The sequence below is a fragment of the Candidatus Omnitrophota bacterium genome, from assembly GCA_028707125.1.
GTDB lineage: Bacteria > Omnitrophota > Gorgyraeia > Gygaellales > JAQTUX01 > JAQTUX01.
Map to the genome: position 1 here is coordinate 805,455 of JAQTUX010000001.1, position 15,043 is coordinate 820,497.

Genomic DNA, 15,043 nt, shown 5'->3' on the forward strand with positions numbered 1-15,043 from the left:
ATATAAGTAAGTTAATATTGGAGGAGAGAGCGATGTTAAAGGTAGTGGGTGAGCTGGCTGTGAATGGCGCGCGTAAGGCGGTAGGTTTGGCTGAAGGCCTGATCGATGACCTGATAAAAAATAAGGGCGAGGGTTTTAATATCGGTTTTCCCGGCACGGCCTTTTACCTGCCGTTGATATACGCTACTTTGGGCAATGAAGTCAAGACGCTTAAAGACGCGAAGGCGATCATCGGCGTTGCCAAAACGCTGCTTAAGAATGTGCCTGAGGAAGATAACTGGGATTCGCTTCTAAGCGACGCGATGGATTCAGGGGTTGCCACCGCGCTGGCAGCTGAACTTATAGAGGCGTTGAGGTACGCTACAGGAGAGTTACCGAAGGATGGCTGGCAGGGTTTTATCCCTGATTCTGTCCTGCGCAGTTTAGGCATACAGTTGGTTGACGGAAGAATAGGCGGCGTGGCGGTGATCGTGGGGGCGGCGCCGGATAATAAGACGGCGGTAAGTATCATACGCGAACTTCAGGAGAAAAACATCCTTTCACTTCTGGCCGGCAGCGCCGACGGGAAAAATTTCCGGGACCAGATCATTGAGGAAGGCGTTCAGGTGGGGCTGGATTATTACATCGTGCCGTTAGGGCTTGAGACGACTTCCGTCATACACGCCGCGAATTTCGCCATCCGCGCGTCACTGTCGTTCGGCGGCAATAAAAAAGGCGAGTTGGAGAAGAACATTAAATATTGCAAAGAGCGCGTGCCGGCGTTCATTGTGGCCTTAGGGGGGCTCGACGACATTAAGGTAGCCGCTGCCTGCGCCGCCATACGCCTGGGGCTGCCTGTGATCACCGACCAGAAGGTACCCGAGATCAAGCAGACCCCGTTTACGCTGCACGAGGCGCTGTTGAGCGTGCGGGATCATTCTCAGATCATCCCGGCCGCCTTTCTTGCCAAAGAGATAAAGATCAAAGTCAAAAAGATACCCATACCCGTGCCTTACAGCGCGGCATTTGAAGGCGAGAGGGTCCGCCGCGAGCAGATGTATGTGCAGTTCGGAGGGAAATTCTCTACCGCCTTTGAATTCGTTACCAGCCGGCCCGTGGACCAAGTAGAAGACGGAAAGATCGAAGTAGTCGGCCCTGAAATAAAAGATATGCAGGAAGGGGGCGCCTACCCGCTGGGTATCCGGGTCGAGGTCGCCGGCCGCAAGATGAAGTGCGATTTTGAGCCGATCATAGAAAGGCAGATACATAGTTTTCTGAATGAGGCAATGGGCATTTTCCATATGGGCCAGAGGAATATGTGCTGGCTAAGGATAAGCAAGGAGGCGCATGCCAAGGGGTTCAATATACGGCATTTCGGGGTTATCCTTCATGCCCGCATACACGATATCTTCGGCAGCATAGTAGACAAGGTAAGGGTCGCCATATATACAAATGAAAAGGATGTGCGGCGGCTTTTGCCCGAGGCAGAGAAGGCCTATGGCGAACGCGATGAGCGGATGGCAGGCATGACCGATGAGTCGGTGGAGACATTCTATTCCTGCACGCTCTGTCAGTCCTTTGCCCCTAACCATCTTTGTATCATTAAGCCGGAGCGGCTGGGTTTGTGCGGAGCGTATTCCTGGCTGGACGCGCAGGCAGCGCATGAATTGAACCCTCACGGCGGCAACCAGCCGGTAAAAAAGGGAGAGCCGATAGATAAGGAAAAAGGCGAATGGAAAGGGGTCAACGATTTCGTTTATCAGAGTTCCAACAAGACGCTGGAACGCTTTCACGGCTACTCTATCATGACTTATCCCGAAACCTCTTGCGGTTGTTTTGAATGTATAGTCGCGATCGTGCCTGAGGCAAACGGGTTTATGGTTGTTAACCGCGAATACGCGGGAATGACGCCCGTGGGAATGGGATTCTCCACGTTGGCCGGCTCGGTCGGCGGCGGACAGCAGACCCCCGGATTTATGGGTGTGGGCCGTTTGTATCTGGTGAGCAAAAAATTTATTTCCGCGGACGGCGGTTTGAAAAGGATAGTATGGATGCCCAGGGAATTGAAAGAGGCGCTGATGGATAAGCTGAAACAGCGCGCCGAAGAATCAGGCGAGCCGGATCTGATAGAAAAGATAGCCGATGAAACCACCGCCACGTCTTCTGAAGAGCTGCTGGCGCATCTGGAGAAGGTCAAACATCCGGCCCTCTCAATGCCCCCATTGATGTAAAATTCTTCTTGACCTTTTTTGAAAATATATTATTATATTGACAATGATTAGTAGGCATGCCAAACAGGCCTTCCTGATATTTATAATTTCAATATTTGCTTTATGTTATGGTGAGAGTGTCTTCGCGGTAAGCCAGGATTATTCCGCGGACCAGGCGCAGGAATACCGCCTGCTTGGCCTTGATGCCCAGAAATTGGAAAATTATGACCTGGCGTTGAGTTACTATCAGAAGGCGCTTGAACTGAACCCGAAATTCTACCTGGTTTACAATGACATAGGCATTATCTATGAAGCAAAGGGGGACGTCGGCCAGGCAGAGAATTATTACCGGAAGGCGATCACGATAAAGCCGGATTATTTGAGCCCTTATACTAATCTTGCCTGCCTGTATGAGAAAAAAGGGGATATTAATATGTCCGCTAAATACTGGCGGCAGAGGGCCAGGTTAGGCGACCCCAACGACGCCTGGACAAAAAAGGCAAAGGCGCGGCTGCTTGATATCGGGCTGATAGACGAAGATATAGGCACTGAGATGATGGCGAGGGAGTCGGAGCATGAGACCATCAGCCTTCTGGACCAGGTAAGGCAGCAGAAGACGCTTGAGAGCGAGAACGTCAAGGAGAAGGCAAAGGCGCTCCTGTCCAAGGCAAGAGACGAGTACCAGAGAGAGCAGTATCTGGACGCGCTCAACGACGCGCTGGCAGCCAAGCAGTACGACAACACCAACAAGCAGGTCAATGAACTCATAGACAAGATCCAGAAGAGGATCCTTATTCGCTAGTCATCCGCAAGTTCTTTTTCCATTCCGCCGGCAATATTATAATGCATAATCCCGAGAAGCAATTTTCGCGCTAATTCCCGATGAGAGCCGTTATACGATAGATGCCCAAGGAACGACTATACCTGATAGACGCGATGGCCTTTTGCTACCGCAGCTTCTATGCCCTGCGCGGCCTTTCCACGACTTCGGGCTTTCCCACCAACGCCATCTACGGATTCTTGAACGTGCTGAGAAAGATCCTGAAGGAAGAGGCGCCTGAGTATCTGTGTGTTTGTTTTGATGTCTCGAGGGATACATTCCGTCAGAGAAAATTTGAGGACTACAAAATACAGAGGCCGCCCGCGCCGGACGGGTTGTCGCTTCAGATACCGGTGATAAAGGAGCTGCTTTTGGCTTATAGCGTGGCAGCGGCGGAGAAGGCCGGATATGAGGCCGACGATGTGATCGCCACCCTCGCGAAAAAGGCGCAAGATAAGGGGATAGAGGTCACGGTTGTGAGCATGGACAAGGATATCCTGCAGTTGGTAGACAAGCACGTAAGCGTGTTCTCGCCCCAGAAGGACGCCAAGGTTGTTTATGATGAAAAACAGACGCGGGATAAATACGGAGTCAGCCCTGAGCGGATAGTTGACGTGATCGCTTTAACGGGAGACGCCGCGGACAATATCCCGGGGGTCCGCGGCATAGGCGATAAGACGGCATCCGAACTTATCCGCGAATTCGGCAGTGCGGAGGACCTGATCTCGCGCTCAAGCCGGATAAGATCTGAAAAAATAAGAAAGGCCGTAGAGGAAAACAAGGATCTGATCAGGCGCAACAGGGAGCTTATATTGCTCAAGGATGACGTGCCGCTTGAGCTTGAATTGGATGATCTGAAGGTAGGCGAGCCGGATTACGATAAGCTCTATGAAATATTCAGGCGGCTTGAATTCAAAAGCATGCTTAAAGGCCTGCCCCCTATGCGGCCGGATACGGATACAGCGGCAGCGGCCGATGATATAGATGACGGCGGCCTTAAAAAATATTTATCCGGTTTAAAAGAAACGGGCCTGGCTCTGGACGCGGACGAGGAAGACATCAGGTTCGGCAGGATCGCCGCCCTGTTTTTGTCTATCAACGGAAAGATATTCAGGTTAAAGGATATAGGCGCCAACGCCCGGAAGATCCTTGCCGATGAGTCAGTGATTAAAGTAGGGTATGATCTGAAGGCGCAGTTGATCTGCCTTAAAAACAACGGCATTGAGGTCAAAGGGAAATTGTGGGACGCGCTTATTGCCGCGCACCTTTTAGACAGCGCCAAAGCCGACTACTCATTGCCCGCCATTGCCTGGGATTATCTTAAGATGCATACGGGGGCAAAGCCGGGCAGGCAGGATGAACTGAATGTCTCATGCCGCCTTAAGGATAAACTCTCCGCGCTTATTGAGGAGCGGCAATTGGCCCGGCTCTTTTATGATGTAGAGATGCCCCTTGTGGAGGTACTTGCCTTGATGGAAACAACCGGCATCGCGCTGGATGTGAAGTTCCTGAATGACCTGTCGGGAGAGGTCGGCAGAAGATTGGAAGGACTGATCAAAAAGATCTATTCTCTGGCCGGCTCTGAATTTAATATAAATTCTCCCAAGCAGCTGTCTCAGGTGCTGTTTTCCGTCTTGAAACTCAAGCCGGTGAAGAAAACGAAGACCGGATATTCTACTGATGAAAATGTTCTAAGGCAGCTTGAGGATGAGCACCCTTTGCCCAGGGTCCTTCTTGAATACAGGCAGCTTTCTAAACTCAAGTCGACTTACATAGATGTCCTTCCGGCGCTGGTGAATAAGGAAAGCGGCAGGGTGCATACCTCTTTTAATCAGGCGGTCACTGAAACAGGCCGTCTTTCATCCAGCAGCCCGAACCTGCAGAACATACCCATAAAGACGGAAGAGGGCCGTAAGATCAGGCGCGCGTTCATACCTCCGGATAAAAACGGCGTTATACTCTCGGCGGACTATTCCCAGATCGAACTGCGCATACTGGCGCATCTTTCCGCGGATAAGGCGATGACAGAGGCGTTCAGAGACAACCGCGATATACACAGCAGGACAGCGTCGCTGCTTTACGCGGTGGATGAAAATGATGTCGCCCCCCGGATGCGCGAGGCGGCAAAACGCGTGAATTTCGGTATCATCTACGGCATGTCAAGCTTTGGCCTGGCAAAGGACCTCGGGGTGGGTAATGAAGAGGCGGAGATATTCATACATTCCTATTTCCAGCGTTATTCCGGAGTCAAGGATTTCATTGATTCCTGCGTAGCCCAGGCAAGGAAGGACGGGTTTGTATCTACTATCCTGGGCAGGCGCAGGTACATACCGGAAATAAATTCAAAGAACCAGGCGCTGAGGATGTTTTCGGAAAGACAGGCGATAAACGCGCCGGTGCAGGGCTCCTGCGCCGATATGATAAAGTTGGCGATGGTCAACATCCAGCGTATCATCTTCGCGAAAGGCCTGATGTCAAAGATGCTCTTGCAGGTGCACGATGAACTTGTTTTTGAGGTCGTTGACAGAGAGAAGGATCTGTTTTTTGAATTGGTGAAGAAAGAGATGGAGGGAGTTGTCCGGCTCTCTGTCCCGGTCAGGGTCGATCTGAAATGCGGCAAGAACTGGCTGGATTTAGAACCAGTTTAGTGTTCAGGGTTTAAATTATTTAAGATGAAAATATTATTTTGCTCAAGCGAGGTGTTCCCCTATGCCAAGACCGGCGGCCTTGCCGATGTTTCTCATTCGCTGCCGCTGGCGCTTGCGCGCCTGGGCCAGCAGGTGGAGGTGGTAACGCCCAGGTACAGGCAGACCGATATCAGGAAATTTGGCCTGACAAAGGTTAAAGACGGTCTGTACAGGGGCCGCCTTGCTCAGGATGTGGGCGTCTATCTTATAGACAACAAGGAGTTGTTCGGCAGGCAGGGTTTATACGGGACAAGGCAGGGAGATTACGAGGATAATCTGGAGCGGTTCTCTTTTTTCTGCCGCAGGTCAATTGAGCTGATGAAAGAGCTTGATTTCAGGCCGGACGTGGTCCATTGCAACGACTGGCAGTCCGCCCCGATAATTATTTACCTGCAGAGTGAATATAAAAACGACACCTTTTACAAAGGCATAAGAACCGTCTTTACCATACATAACCTTGGATTCCAGGGGATATTCGGCGATCTAAATCTTCTGAAGGACGGTATAATGCTTTCCGATGTGATCAATACCGTAAGCCCTACCTACGCCCGGGAGATATTGACTAAGGACTTAGGGTTCGGGCTTGAGGGTGTTCTGAACAAAAGGAAGGAGTCGCTTTTCGGCGTGCTTAACGGTATTGATTACGGTATCTGGGATCCGGCAGCGGATGCCCTGATCGTAAAGAAATATTCGCGCCGGGACCTGGAAAACAAATACGAGAACAAGAGGCATCTTATTAAAATATGTTCTTTGAAGACGGGCGCGGACGCGCCGCTTTTGGGAATGGTCTCGCGCCTGACAGGCCAGAAAGGGATGGATATACTCATACCGGCCCTTGACGAGGCCGGCAAATGGGACGCGGGCATAGTAATATTGGGCCAGGGAGAAGCGAAATACCACGGGGAGTTAAGGAAGCTGGCGCGTAAATATAAAGGAAAGATCTCCGTTCATTTCAAATTTGATGAGTCCCTGGCTCATAAGATCTACGCCGGTTCAGACATATTCCTTATGCCGTCAATGTACGAGCCCTGCGGCCTCAGCCAGATGATAGCGCTTAAATACGGGACAATGCCGCTCGTATTCAAGACAGGCGGGCTTGCCGATACCGTAACGCCGGAAAACGGTTTTGTGTTTGTTGATTACAGCAAGGAGGCGCTTTTAAAAGCGATGCTGCGGGCTTGTTCGGCGCATAAAGATAAAGATCCCTGGCTTACCCTTGTAAGGAAGGGTATGCTTTGCGATTTTTCCTGGGAGAGATCAGCGGCGGAATATATCAAGTTATACCAGCGGGCAGTAAATGGGTAAAAAAAAGTTAATAATAGGCCTGACAGGCGGGTTTTGCGCTGGAAAGACAACCGTGTCAGCACTATTTTCCAGATTCGGCGCGAAGGTCCTGGACGCGGATGAGTTCGCCCACATGGCCCTTAACCAGCCGCGGATCAAACAGAGGATCATTAAACTGCTGGGAGACGGCATAGTGTCCCGAGGCAGGATAGACAGAAAAAAAGTGAGGCAGCTCGTGTTTAATGATAAGGCGCTGCTTATGAAGTTGTCATCAGCCATCCATCCCTATGTAAAGAAGGCGATGAAGGAGTATGCCGGGAGATGCCGTTCAGAGGTAGTGGTATGGGATGTTCCTCTGCTTATAGAGTCGGGGATGCACAGGTCAGTTGACGCTGTTGTGCTGGTTGCCTGCGGCAGGCAGGAGCAGTTCAGGCGCGCCAGGAGGCGCGGCATAAAAAGAGGAGAGGCGCTGAAGATTATCAATTCGCAGATGCCGTTCAGCAAAAAGAGGCGTCTGGCAGATTTTATAATAAATAACAATACAGGGCTTGACAATACCGAGAAACAGGCGCGGGCAGTATTTAACCGGTTAACAGGAGGAATAACAGGTGGAAAAAACAGAAAAGGTTGAAAAGGTAGAAAAGGCGCAGAAGAACGATAAGGTTGATATTGAGAATTTAAAACAGCTCAAGATCTCCGAATTGACCAGGACGGCTAAGGATTTCAACGTGAACGGGGTCAGCGGGCTGAAAAAGCAGGACCTGATATTCAAGATATTGCAGGCGCAGGCGGAAAAGGAAGGGCTGATGTTCGGCGAGGGCGTGCTTGATATCCTTTCCGAGGGGTTTGGGTTCCTGCGTTCGCCCAATTATAATTACCTGCCCTGTCCGGACGATATATACGTTTCTCCTTCTCAGATAAGGAAGTTTGACCTGAAGACGGGGGATACGGTCAGCGGCCAGATCAGGCCTCCCAAGGAGGGAGAGAAATATTTCGCCCTGCTTAAGGTTGAGGCGGTAAATTTTGAGAGCCCTGAATCCGCCAAGGACAAGGTTTTGTTTGATAATCTTACTCCTGTTTATCCGCACGACAAATTCAATCTGGAAACCGGGCCGCAGGAGATATCAACGCGGCTGATGGACCTGCTTACGCCGATAGGCAAGGGCCAGCGCGGGCTGATAGTAGCCCAGCCCTACAGCGGAAAGACCGTGCTCCTGCAGAAGATCGCCAACGCCATAACCCAGAACCACCCGGATACCATTCTCATAGTGCTTCTTATTGATGAACGGCCCGAGGAGGTCACGGATATGCAGCGCCACGTCAAGGGGGAGGTCATATCTTCCACATTTGACGAGCCGCCTGAAAGGCACGTACAGGTAGCTGAGATGGTGCTGGAAAAGGCCAAGCGCCTGGTTGAGCACCACAAAGATGTCGTGATACTGCTGGACAGCATAACCCGGCTTGCCCGGGCGTACAACGCGGTAGTGCCGCACAGCGGAAAGGTGCTTTCCGGCGGCGTTGATTCCAATGCCCTGCAGAAGCCAAAGAGGTTTTTCGGCGCCGCGCGCGCCATTGATGAAGGCGGGAGCTTAACGATAATGGCTACCGCCCTTGTTGATACCGGCAGCAGGATGGATGAGGTCATATTTGAGGAGTTCAAAGGCACGGGCAATATGGAGATTCAACTTGACAGGAACCTGTTTCAGAGGAGAATATATCCCGCCATCGACGTGAAGCGCTCCAATACCAGGCATGAAGAACTGCTGCTTAAGCCGGAGGTGCTTAACCGCGTGTGGGTATTGCGCAAGGTGCTTAATGACCTTAATTCCGTTGAGGCGATGGAGCTTTTGATAGAGAAACTTTCAAAGACCAAGGATAATTCCGAGTTTCTGAACAATATGAACCAATGAGAGGAGAGAAGAAGACATGAAGAAAGGCATACACCCCGATTATAAGGAGACCACCGTTGCCTGCGCCTGCGGCGCGGTGATACACACGCGTTCCACCAAACAGAACATCAAAGTGGAAATATGCTCCAGCTGCCATCCCTTTTTTACGGGTAAGCAGAAATTGCTGGATTCGGCGGGCCGCGTGGACAAGTTTATGAAGAAATACAGGAAGGGCAAGGCCGAGTAACCGGTAGTTTATGAAGCCGCAGACCATCAAGAAGTTAGAGCAGTTGGAGGCCAGATACAGCGAACTTGAAGGACAGCTCGCGCGGCCCGAGGTGTTAGCCGATAGAGATACATACAACGGCTACGCCAAGGAACTCTCGGATATCTCTCTTGCCGTGTCTTCCTGGAAAAATTACAAGAAGATACAGGAAGAGATAGAGGGCTTAAGCCATGTGCTGTATGAAAAGCACGACGGGGAGTTCGTAGAGATGGTAAGGCAGGAGCGCTCTGCCCTGGAACAGAAACAGAAAGAGATCGAAGGCAGGATCGAAGAATTGTTGACTATCAAGGAGTCCGGCTGCGAAAGGGATATAATAGTGGAAGTCAGGGCAGGCACGGGCGGCCAGGAGGCATCGCTTTTTGCCGCCGACCTATACCGTATGTATACTAAATTCGCCGCCAAATGCGGCCTTGCCGTGGAAAGTATGTCCAGCAGCCCGACGGAGTTAGGCGGGTTTAAAGAGGTTGTCTTTGCCGTTAAGGGCAGGGAGGCCTTCAGTAAATTCAAGTTTGAAAGCGGCGTGCACAGGGTCCAGCGCGTTCCCACTACCGAGGCCTCCGGCAGGATACACACCTCAGCCGCGACCGTCGCGGTGATAGTGGAGCCAGAAGAACGGGAATTTAAAATTGACCAGAAGGATCTGAAAATAGATGTGTTCCGCGCCTCAGGCCATGGCGGCCAAAGCGTCAACACGGCGGATTCCGCTGTCCGGATCACGCACCTGCCCAGCGGCCTGGTGGTCACCTGCCAGGATGAGCGTTCGCAGCTTAAGAATAAAAACAAGGCGATGAGGGTCTTAAGGGCGCGCCTTCTGGACAAGGCGCAGCAGGAGCAGCAGTCGCGGCTTTCCCGGGAACGCAAGATGCAGGTGGGCACGGGCGACAGGAGCGAGAAGATACGCACATATAATTTTCCCGACAGGCGCGTGACCGACCACAGGATCAATTTCACCACCCACCAGTTTGAGGGCGTGATGGACGGTAACCTTGACGAGATGATCGAGGCGCTGTATAAAGCGGAAAAGGAATTGAAGGAGAAACAGTGACGGAAACAGAACTTATATTAAGTTCGGCGCTTGACCTGGACAGGGCGCGGCTTTATCTGGGTGATTATAAAATAGATGAAAGGCAGGCAGCCCTTATCGCGGATATAATGCGTCAGAGGCGGGAGGGCAAGCCCCTTCAGTATATACTTGGCGAGGCAGAGTTTTTTGGCTTAAATTTTGAGGTAAACGGCGCGGTGCTTATTCCACGGCCGGAAACAGAGATACTGGTGGAGGCGGCTATAGATATCAGCCGCGGTAATTCATTGTTCAATATTCTGGATATAGGTACGGGTTGCGGCTGTATCGCTGTCGGCATGGCGAAGAGTTTGCAGCGGGTATCTATTGACGCTACAGATATATCAGCGGCCGCGCTGACAGTGGCGCGGAAAAACGCCGCGAGCCACGGCGTATCCGGCAGGATAAGATTTATTAATGCCGATATTTTTCCGGTTGAAGGTTTGTATGATATGATCGTCTCCAATCCGCCCTACATCGCCGTTAGCGATATGCCGGGCCTGGTGCCCGAAGTCAAAGAGGAGCCGCCTGCCGCTTTGAACGGAGGATCTGACGGGCTGGATTTTTATAGAAGGATAGCATCCGGGACAGGGCGTTATCTTAAAGAGAAGGGGTTTTTGATCATAGAGATAGGATACGGACAGTCAGGCGATGTCAAAAATATCTTAAGAAATACGCGTTTATTTGATAAAATACAGGTAATAAAAGATTATAGCGGCATTGAGAGAGTAGTCGTTGCCGGAAGAAAATAATATGGATAAATTAGTTATAGAAGGCGGCGTCCCTTTAAAGGGAGAAGTCACGGTGAGCGGGGCAAAGAATTCGGTGCTGCCGATCCTTGCCGCGACGCTGCTTACGGATGATACCTGTACCATACTCAACGTTCCGCATCTTAGTGATACCTTTACGATAGTCAAGCTGCTCAGGGCGCTGGGTAAGTCCTGCGAATTCTCAGACGGTAAGATCCAGGTTTCCTCAAAAGGCGTGAGGAGCGACACAGCCGACTATAAACTTGTTTCTACGATGCGCGGGTCTTTCTGCGTTCTGGGGCCGCTGCTGGCGCGCCTGGGCAGGTGCAAGGTATCTTTGCCCGGCGGATGCGTTATCGGCTCGCGCCCGGTAGACCTGCATCTTAAGGGCATAAAGGCGCTTGGCGCCAAGGTGGATATAGAAGGCGGATATGTTATCGCTTCCGCGAAGAAGCTCAAAGGCGCGCATATTTATCTGGGCGGGATTTTCGGTTCATCCGTGCTGGCAACGGCGAACGTAATGATGGCGGCCGTGCTCGCCCGCGGCAAGACCGTGATAGAGTCCGCTGCCTGCGAGCCGGAGATCGCCGATCTGGCAGGTTTCCTGATAAAAATGGGCGCCAGGATCAATGGCCACGGCACGCCCATTATAGAGATAGAGGGCGTGGATGAGCTCGGCGGAGCAGAGCATAGCGTTATACCGGACAGGATAGAGGCGGGCACGTTCATCGCGGCGGCATTGATAACAAAAGGCAATATCCTGTTAAGGAACGGGGTCGCCGAACATCAGGGCGCCTTGATCGACGGGCTAAGGAGTTCCGGCGCGAGGATAGACATGGGCGGCGACGGCATGAGAGTCAAGGGAGCGGTTAATCTGCGGCCCATGAACATAACTACATATCCTTATCCCGGCTTTCCTACCGATATGCAGGCGCAGATGGTTGCGTTAGCATGCGTGACCAGGGGCATAAGCGTGATAACCGACAAGGTCTTCCCGGACAGGTTCATGCATATTGCCGAACTTATGCGTATGGGCGCCAAGATCCAGCGCCAGGGAAATACGGCGGTGGTCGAGGGCTGCAGGCATTTATCGGGAGCGGACGTTATGGCGTCTGATCTAAGGGCGTCCGCCGCTTTGGTGCTCGCGGGCCTGGTCGCCAAAGGCAGGACTACGGTTTTCCGGATCTATCATCTGGACAGAGGATATGATAAATTAGATGGTAGGCTGCGGCAGCTCGGCGCGAGGATAAGCAGGGAGAAACAGTAATGATCCTGATGATCGATAATTATGATTCTTTTACCTATAATCTTGTCCAGTACCTCGGAGAATTGGGGGAGAAACTCAAGGTATTCAGGAATGACAAGATCACGGTCGCCGAGATATCAAGAATGCGCCCCAAAAAGATCGTCATTTCTCCGGGCCCGGGCAGGCCTGAGGACTCCGGCGTGTCCATAGATGTGATCAAGAGACTTGCCGGCAAGATCCCCATACTGGGTGTCTGCCTGGGGCATCAGGCAATAGGTTATGTTTTCGGGGCGAAAGTGATCAAGGCCAAACGGCTGATGCACGGCAAGACCTCAATGATCTATCATGACGCGAAGGGGTTATTTAAAGGGCTGCCCAATCCGTTTGAGGCGACAAGGTATCATTCTCTTATTCTGGAGAAGAAGACGCTGCCTGAATGTTTCAAGATAACCGCCTGGACACGGCAGGATGAGATTATGGGGATCAGGCATAAGGATTTCTCTCTATGGGGCGTGCAGTTTCATCCCGAGTCCATTATGACCAAGAGCGGCAAAAGATTATTAAAGAACTTTATTGGATTATGATAAAAGAAGCGATAGCAAAAGTGATCAAGTGCAGCGACCTTTCGCCGTCAGAGATGGGCTCTGTCATGGAGGAGATAATGACCGGCGCGGCCACTGTCGGCCAGATGGCTTCTTTTCTTACGGCGCTTAGCACCAAAGGAGAGACCATTGACGAGCTCACCGCCGCGGTAAGCGTGATGCGCGGGCATGTAAGAAAGATCAAGGCAAGGAAACGCATGGTCCTTGATACCTGCGGCACAGGCGGCGACAGGAAAGGCACTTTTAATATATCCACCGTTGCCGCGTTTGTGGCGGCAGGGGCGGGCGTTACCGTGGCAAAACACGGCAACCGCTCCGTATCCAGTTCTTGCGGCAGCGCCGACCTTCTTGAAGAACTGGGTATTGATATAAATCTTAAAGAGGCGGACCTGGAAGAATGCCTGAACAGCCTCGGTATTGCCTTTCTTTTCGCGCCAAACCTCCATCCGGCGATGAAATACGCGGCGCCGGTAAGGAAAGAGATAGGCATAAGGACTATTTTTAACCTGTTGGGCCCCCTTACCAATCCCGCCTCAGCCACGCATCAGCTTATAGGCGTTTATGACGCGGGCTGGACAAAGCCGCTTGCCTGTGTTTTGGGCAGGCTGGGGGCGAGGCATGCCCTTGTTGTCCACGGGAAGGACGGACTTGATGAGGTGACCACTGTCTCCGATACGCTGGTTTCCGAATACAGGGGAGGCAGAGTAAGGTCATATAAAATAAACCCGCGGGATTTCGGCATTAAGCGTTCAGAACCAGATGACCTCTGCGGCGGCAGCAGAGAGGTCAATGCCGAGATCGCCATGGATGTGCTTGAAGGCGGCCGCGGGGCTAAGAGGGACATTGTCGTCCTTAACGCCGGATGCGCGATATACGCCGCGGACAAAGCGCGCGGCATTAAGGAAGGCATAAAAATGGCCGAGCGTTCTCTGGATTCAAAAGCGGCATTAAAGAAACTTGAACTGCTCAGGTCGTATTCACCCCGCCCTTTTGGTTCGTTACAATCTGTAAGAAACCCAAAAGGGCGGGGTTCACAGGCGGCGAAGAAATGAAGCAGAATTTCCTGAAAGAGGCCATAGATAGAAAGAAGCAGAAGGTCGCGGAGCTCAAGCAGTCCTTTCCCGAAGAGCAGCTTAAGGAGAAGATCGCGTCTATGGGCGGTACTTTGGGTTTCAGGGAGGCGGTCTCAAAGCCGAAGAAAATAAATCTTATTGCCGAGATCAAAAAGGCGTCTCCTTCCTGCGGGGCGATCAGGCCGGACATCAGCGTCGCGGAAGTCGCCGGGATCTACAAAGACGCGGGCGCGGCAGCCATATCGGTGTTGACTGAAGAGTCGTTCTTTGCCGGCAGTATCGAAGATTTGAGAGTGGTGAGAGAAACAGTTGATATCCCTATCCTGCGCAAGGATTTCATAATAGACCCTTATCAGATCTTTGAGTCGCGCGCGTTCGGCGCGGACGCGGTGCTGCTCATAGCCGGCGCCCTTACCAACGAGGCGATCAAATCAATGACGTCTCTTGCCGGAACGCTGGGGCTTGACTGCCTTGTGGAGGTGCATAATGAAAAAGAGCTGAAGCGCGCGCTCAACCTGAAAGCCCCTCTCATAGGCGTTAATAACAGGGACCTGAATACCCTGGAGGTTGATTTTAAGACCACCGAGAAACTGATCTATCTTATCCCGCGCGACAAGACCATTGTCGTTGAAAGCGGGATCAAAACCCACCAGGACGTCCTCTTTCTTAAAATTCTGGGCATAAACGCCGTGCTTATCGGGGAGGCGCTTATGCGCGCCGAAGATATTTCCGCGGGCGTTAAAGACATAATGGGATGGTAAGGCGCGCGTTCATGATCCTTGCTCTCGTTCTTGTCTCTGCCGAAGGAGGATACGGGCAAGACGAGGCGCAAACAGAGTTTGAGATCGGCAGCTATGAGGATTACCCTGCCGGGACCATAAAATATATTGGCGATGCCAAAGTGTATATCATGTCCGATGAAGAAGGCGTATACGCCTTATCCGCGGAGTGCGAAAGGGGAAGGGGCATAATCGAGAAGCGCAAGGTGGGATTTCTCTGCAGGAAGAACGGCGCCCTGTATAAAGATGACGGCACGGCGTATTATATAGCCGCTAAAGATCTGGAGTGGTATAAAATAGAAGAAGATGAAAAGGGCGGCCTCGTTGTAAATAAGGAGGAGGTCGTGCCCAAGGGAGAAAAATTTAATAAATAAGAATA

Annotated in this window: 14 protein-coding genes; all 14 read left to right on the top strand. The window is 51.8% G+C overall.

Annotation, left to right across the window (positions count from 1 at the left end):
* Nucleotides 1-32: 32 nt before the first annotated feature.
* The 14 genes from acsB to PHR44_04100 all read left to right on the top strand — a co-directional run bounded on the left by acsB (nt 33) and on the right by PHR44_04100 (nt 15,038).
* Nucleotides 33-2,210, top strand: coding sequence for an acetyl-CoA decarbonylase/synthase complex subunit alpha/beta (gene acsB, locus PHR44_04035; protein MDD4909831.1), 2,178 nt, complete (start codon nt 33-35; stop codon nt 2,208-2,210).
* A 43-nt stretch (nt 2,211-2,253) separates the two neighbouring features.
* Nucleotides 2,254-2,991 (top strand): tetratricopeptide repeat protein, encoded by a 738-nt coding sequence (locus tag PHR44_04040; GenBank protein ID MDD4909832.1) that lies wholly within the window; start codon nt 2,254-2,256, stop codon nt 2,989-2,991.
* 101 nt (nt 2,992-3,092) lie between these two features.
* Nucleotides 3,093-5,657, top strand: coding sequence for a DNA polymerase I (gene polA, locus PHR44_04045; GenBank protein MDD4909833.1), 2,565 nt, complete (start codon nt 3,093-3,095; stop codon nt 5,655-5,657).
* Between the two features lie 24 nt (nt 5,658-5,681).
* The gene (locus PHR44_04050; protein MDD4909834.1) at nt 5,682-7,001 is read left to right on the top strand and encodes a glycogen/starch synthase; all 1,320 of its coding nucleotides are present in this window, start codon (nt 5,682-5,684) and stop codon (nt 6,999-7,001) included.
* Complete coding sequence (coaE, locus tag PHR44_04055) at nt 6,994-7,611, top strand: dephospho-CoA kinase (protein ID MDD4909835.1); 618 nt, start codon at nt 6,994-6,996, stop codon at nt 7,609-7,611. Before PHR44_04050 ends, coaE begins: the two co-directional genes overlap by 8 nt.
* Nucleotides 7,589-8,890 carry a transcription termination factor Rho gene (gene rho / locus PHR44_04060; GenBank protein MDD4909836.1) on the top strand — a complete coding sequence of 434 codons (1,302 nt, stop codon included), beginning with the start codon at nt 7,589-7,591 and terminating at the stop codon, nt 8,888-8,890. Before coaE ends, rho begins: the two co-directional genes overlap by 23 nt.
* Nucleotides 8,891-8,906: 16 nt before the next feature.
* Nucleotides 8,907-9,116: a 50S ribosomal protein L31 gene (gene rpmE, locus PHR44_04065; protein ID MDD4909837.1), complete on the top strand. Its 210-nt coding sequence runs from the start codon at nt 8,907-8,909 to the stop codon at nt 9,114-9,116.
* 10 nt (nt 9,117-9,126) lie between these two features.
* The gene (gene prfA, locus PHR44_04070; protein MDD4909838.1) at nt 9,127-10,200 is read left to right on the top strand and encodes a peptide chain release factor 1; all 1,074 of its coding nucleotides are present in this window, start codon (nt 9,127-9,129) and stop codon (nt 10,198-10,200) included.
* Complete coding sequence (gene prmC, locus PHR44_04075) at nt 10,197-10,967, top strand: peptide chain release factor N(5)-glutamine methyltransferase (protein ID MDD4909839.1); 771 nt, start codon at nt 10,197-10,199, stop codon at nt 10,965-10,967. The genes prfA and prmC overlap by 4 nt, the downstream gene beginning before the upstream one ends.
* A 1-nt stretch (nt 10,968) precedes the next feature.
* On the top strand, nt 10,969-12,231 hold the full coding sequence (gene murA, locus PHR44_04080; protein ID MDD4909840.1) for a UDP-N-acetylglucosamine 1-carboxyvinyltransferase: 1,263 nt from the start codon (nt 10,969-10,971) through the stop codon (nt 12,229-12,231).
* Nucleotides 12,231-12,794, top strand: a complete 564-nt coding sequence (locus tag PHR44_04085) for an aminodeoxychorismate/anthranilate synthase component II (GenBank protein MDD4909841.1) — start codon at nt 12,231-12,233, stop codon at nt 12,792-12,794. The genes murA and PHR44_04085 overlap by 1 nt, the downstream gene beginning before the upstream one ends.
* On the top strand, nt 12,791-13,864 hold the full coding sequence (gene trpD / locus PHR44_04090) for an anthranilate phosphoribosyltransferase (GenBank protein ID MDD4909842.1): 1,074 nt from the start codon (nt 12,791-12,793) through the stop codon (nt 13,862-13,864). Before PHR44_04085 ends, trpD begins: the two co-directional genes overlap by 4 nt.
* Nucleotides 13,861-14,646 carry an indole-3-glycerol phosphate synthase TrpC gene (gene trpC / locus PHR44_04095; GenBank protein ID MDD4909843.1) on the top strand — a complete coding sequence of 262 codons (786 nt, stop codon included), beginning with the start codon at nt 13,861-13,863 and terminating at the stop codon, nt 14,644-14,646. The genes trpD and trpC overlap by 4 nt, the downstream gene beginning before the upstream one ends.
* Complete coding sequence (locus tag PHR44_04100; GenBank protein ID MDD4909844.1) at nt 14,640-15,038, top strand: hypothetical protein; 399 nt, start codon at nt 14,640-14,642, stop codon at nt 15,036-15,038. The genes trpC and PHR44_04100 overlap by 7 nt, the downstream gene beginning before the upstream one ends.
* Nucleotides 15,039-15,043: the final 5 nt, after the last annotated feature.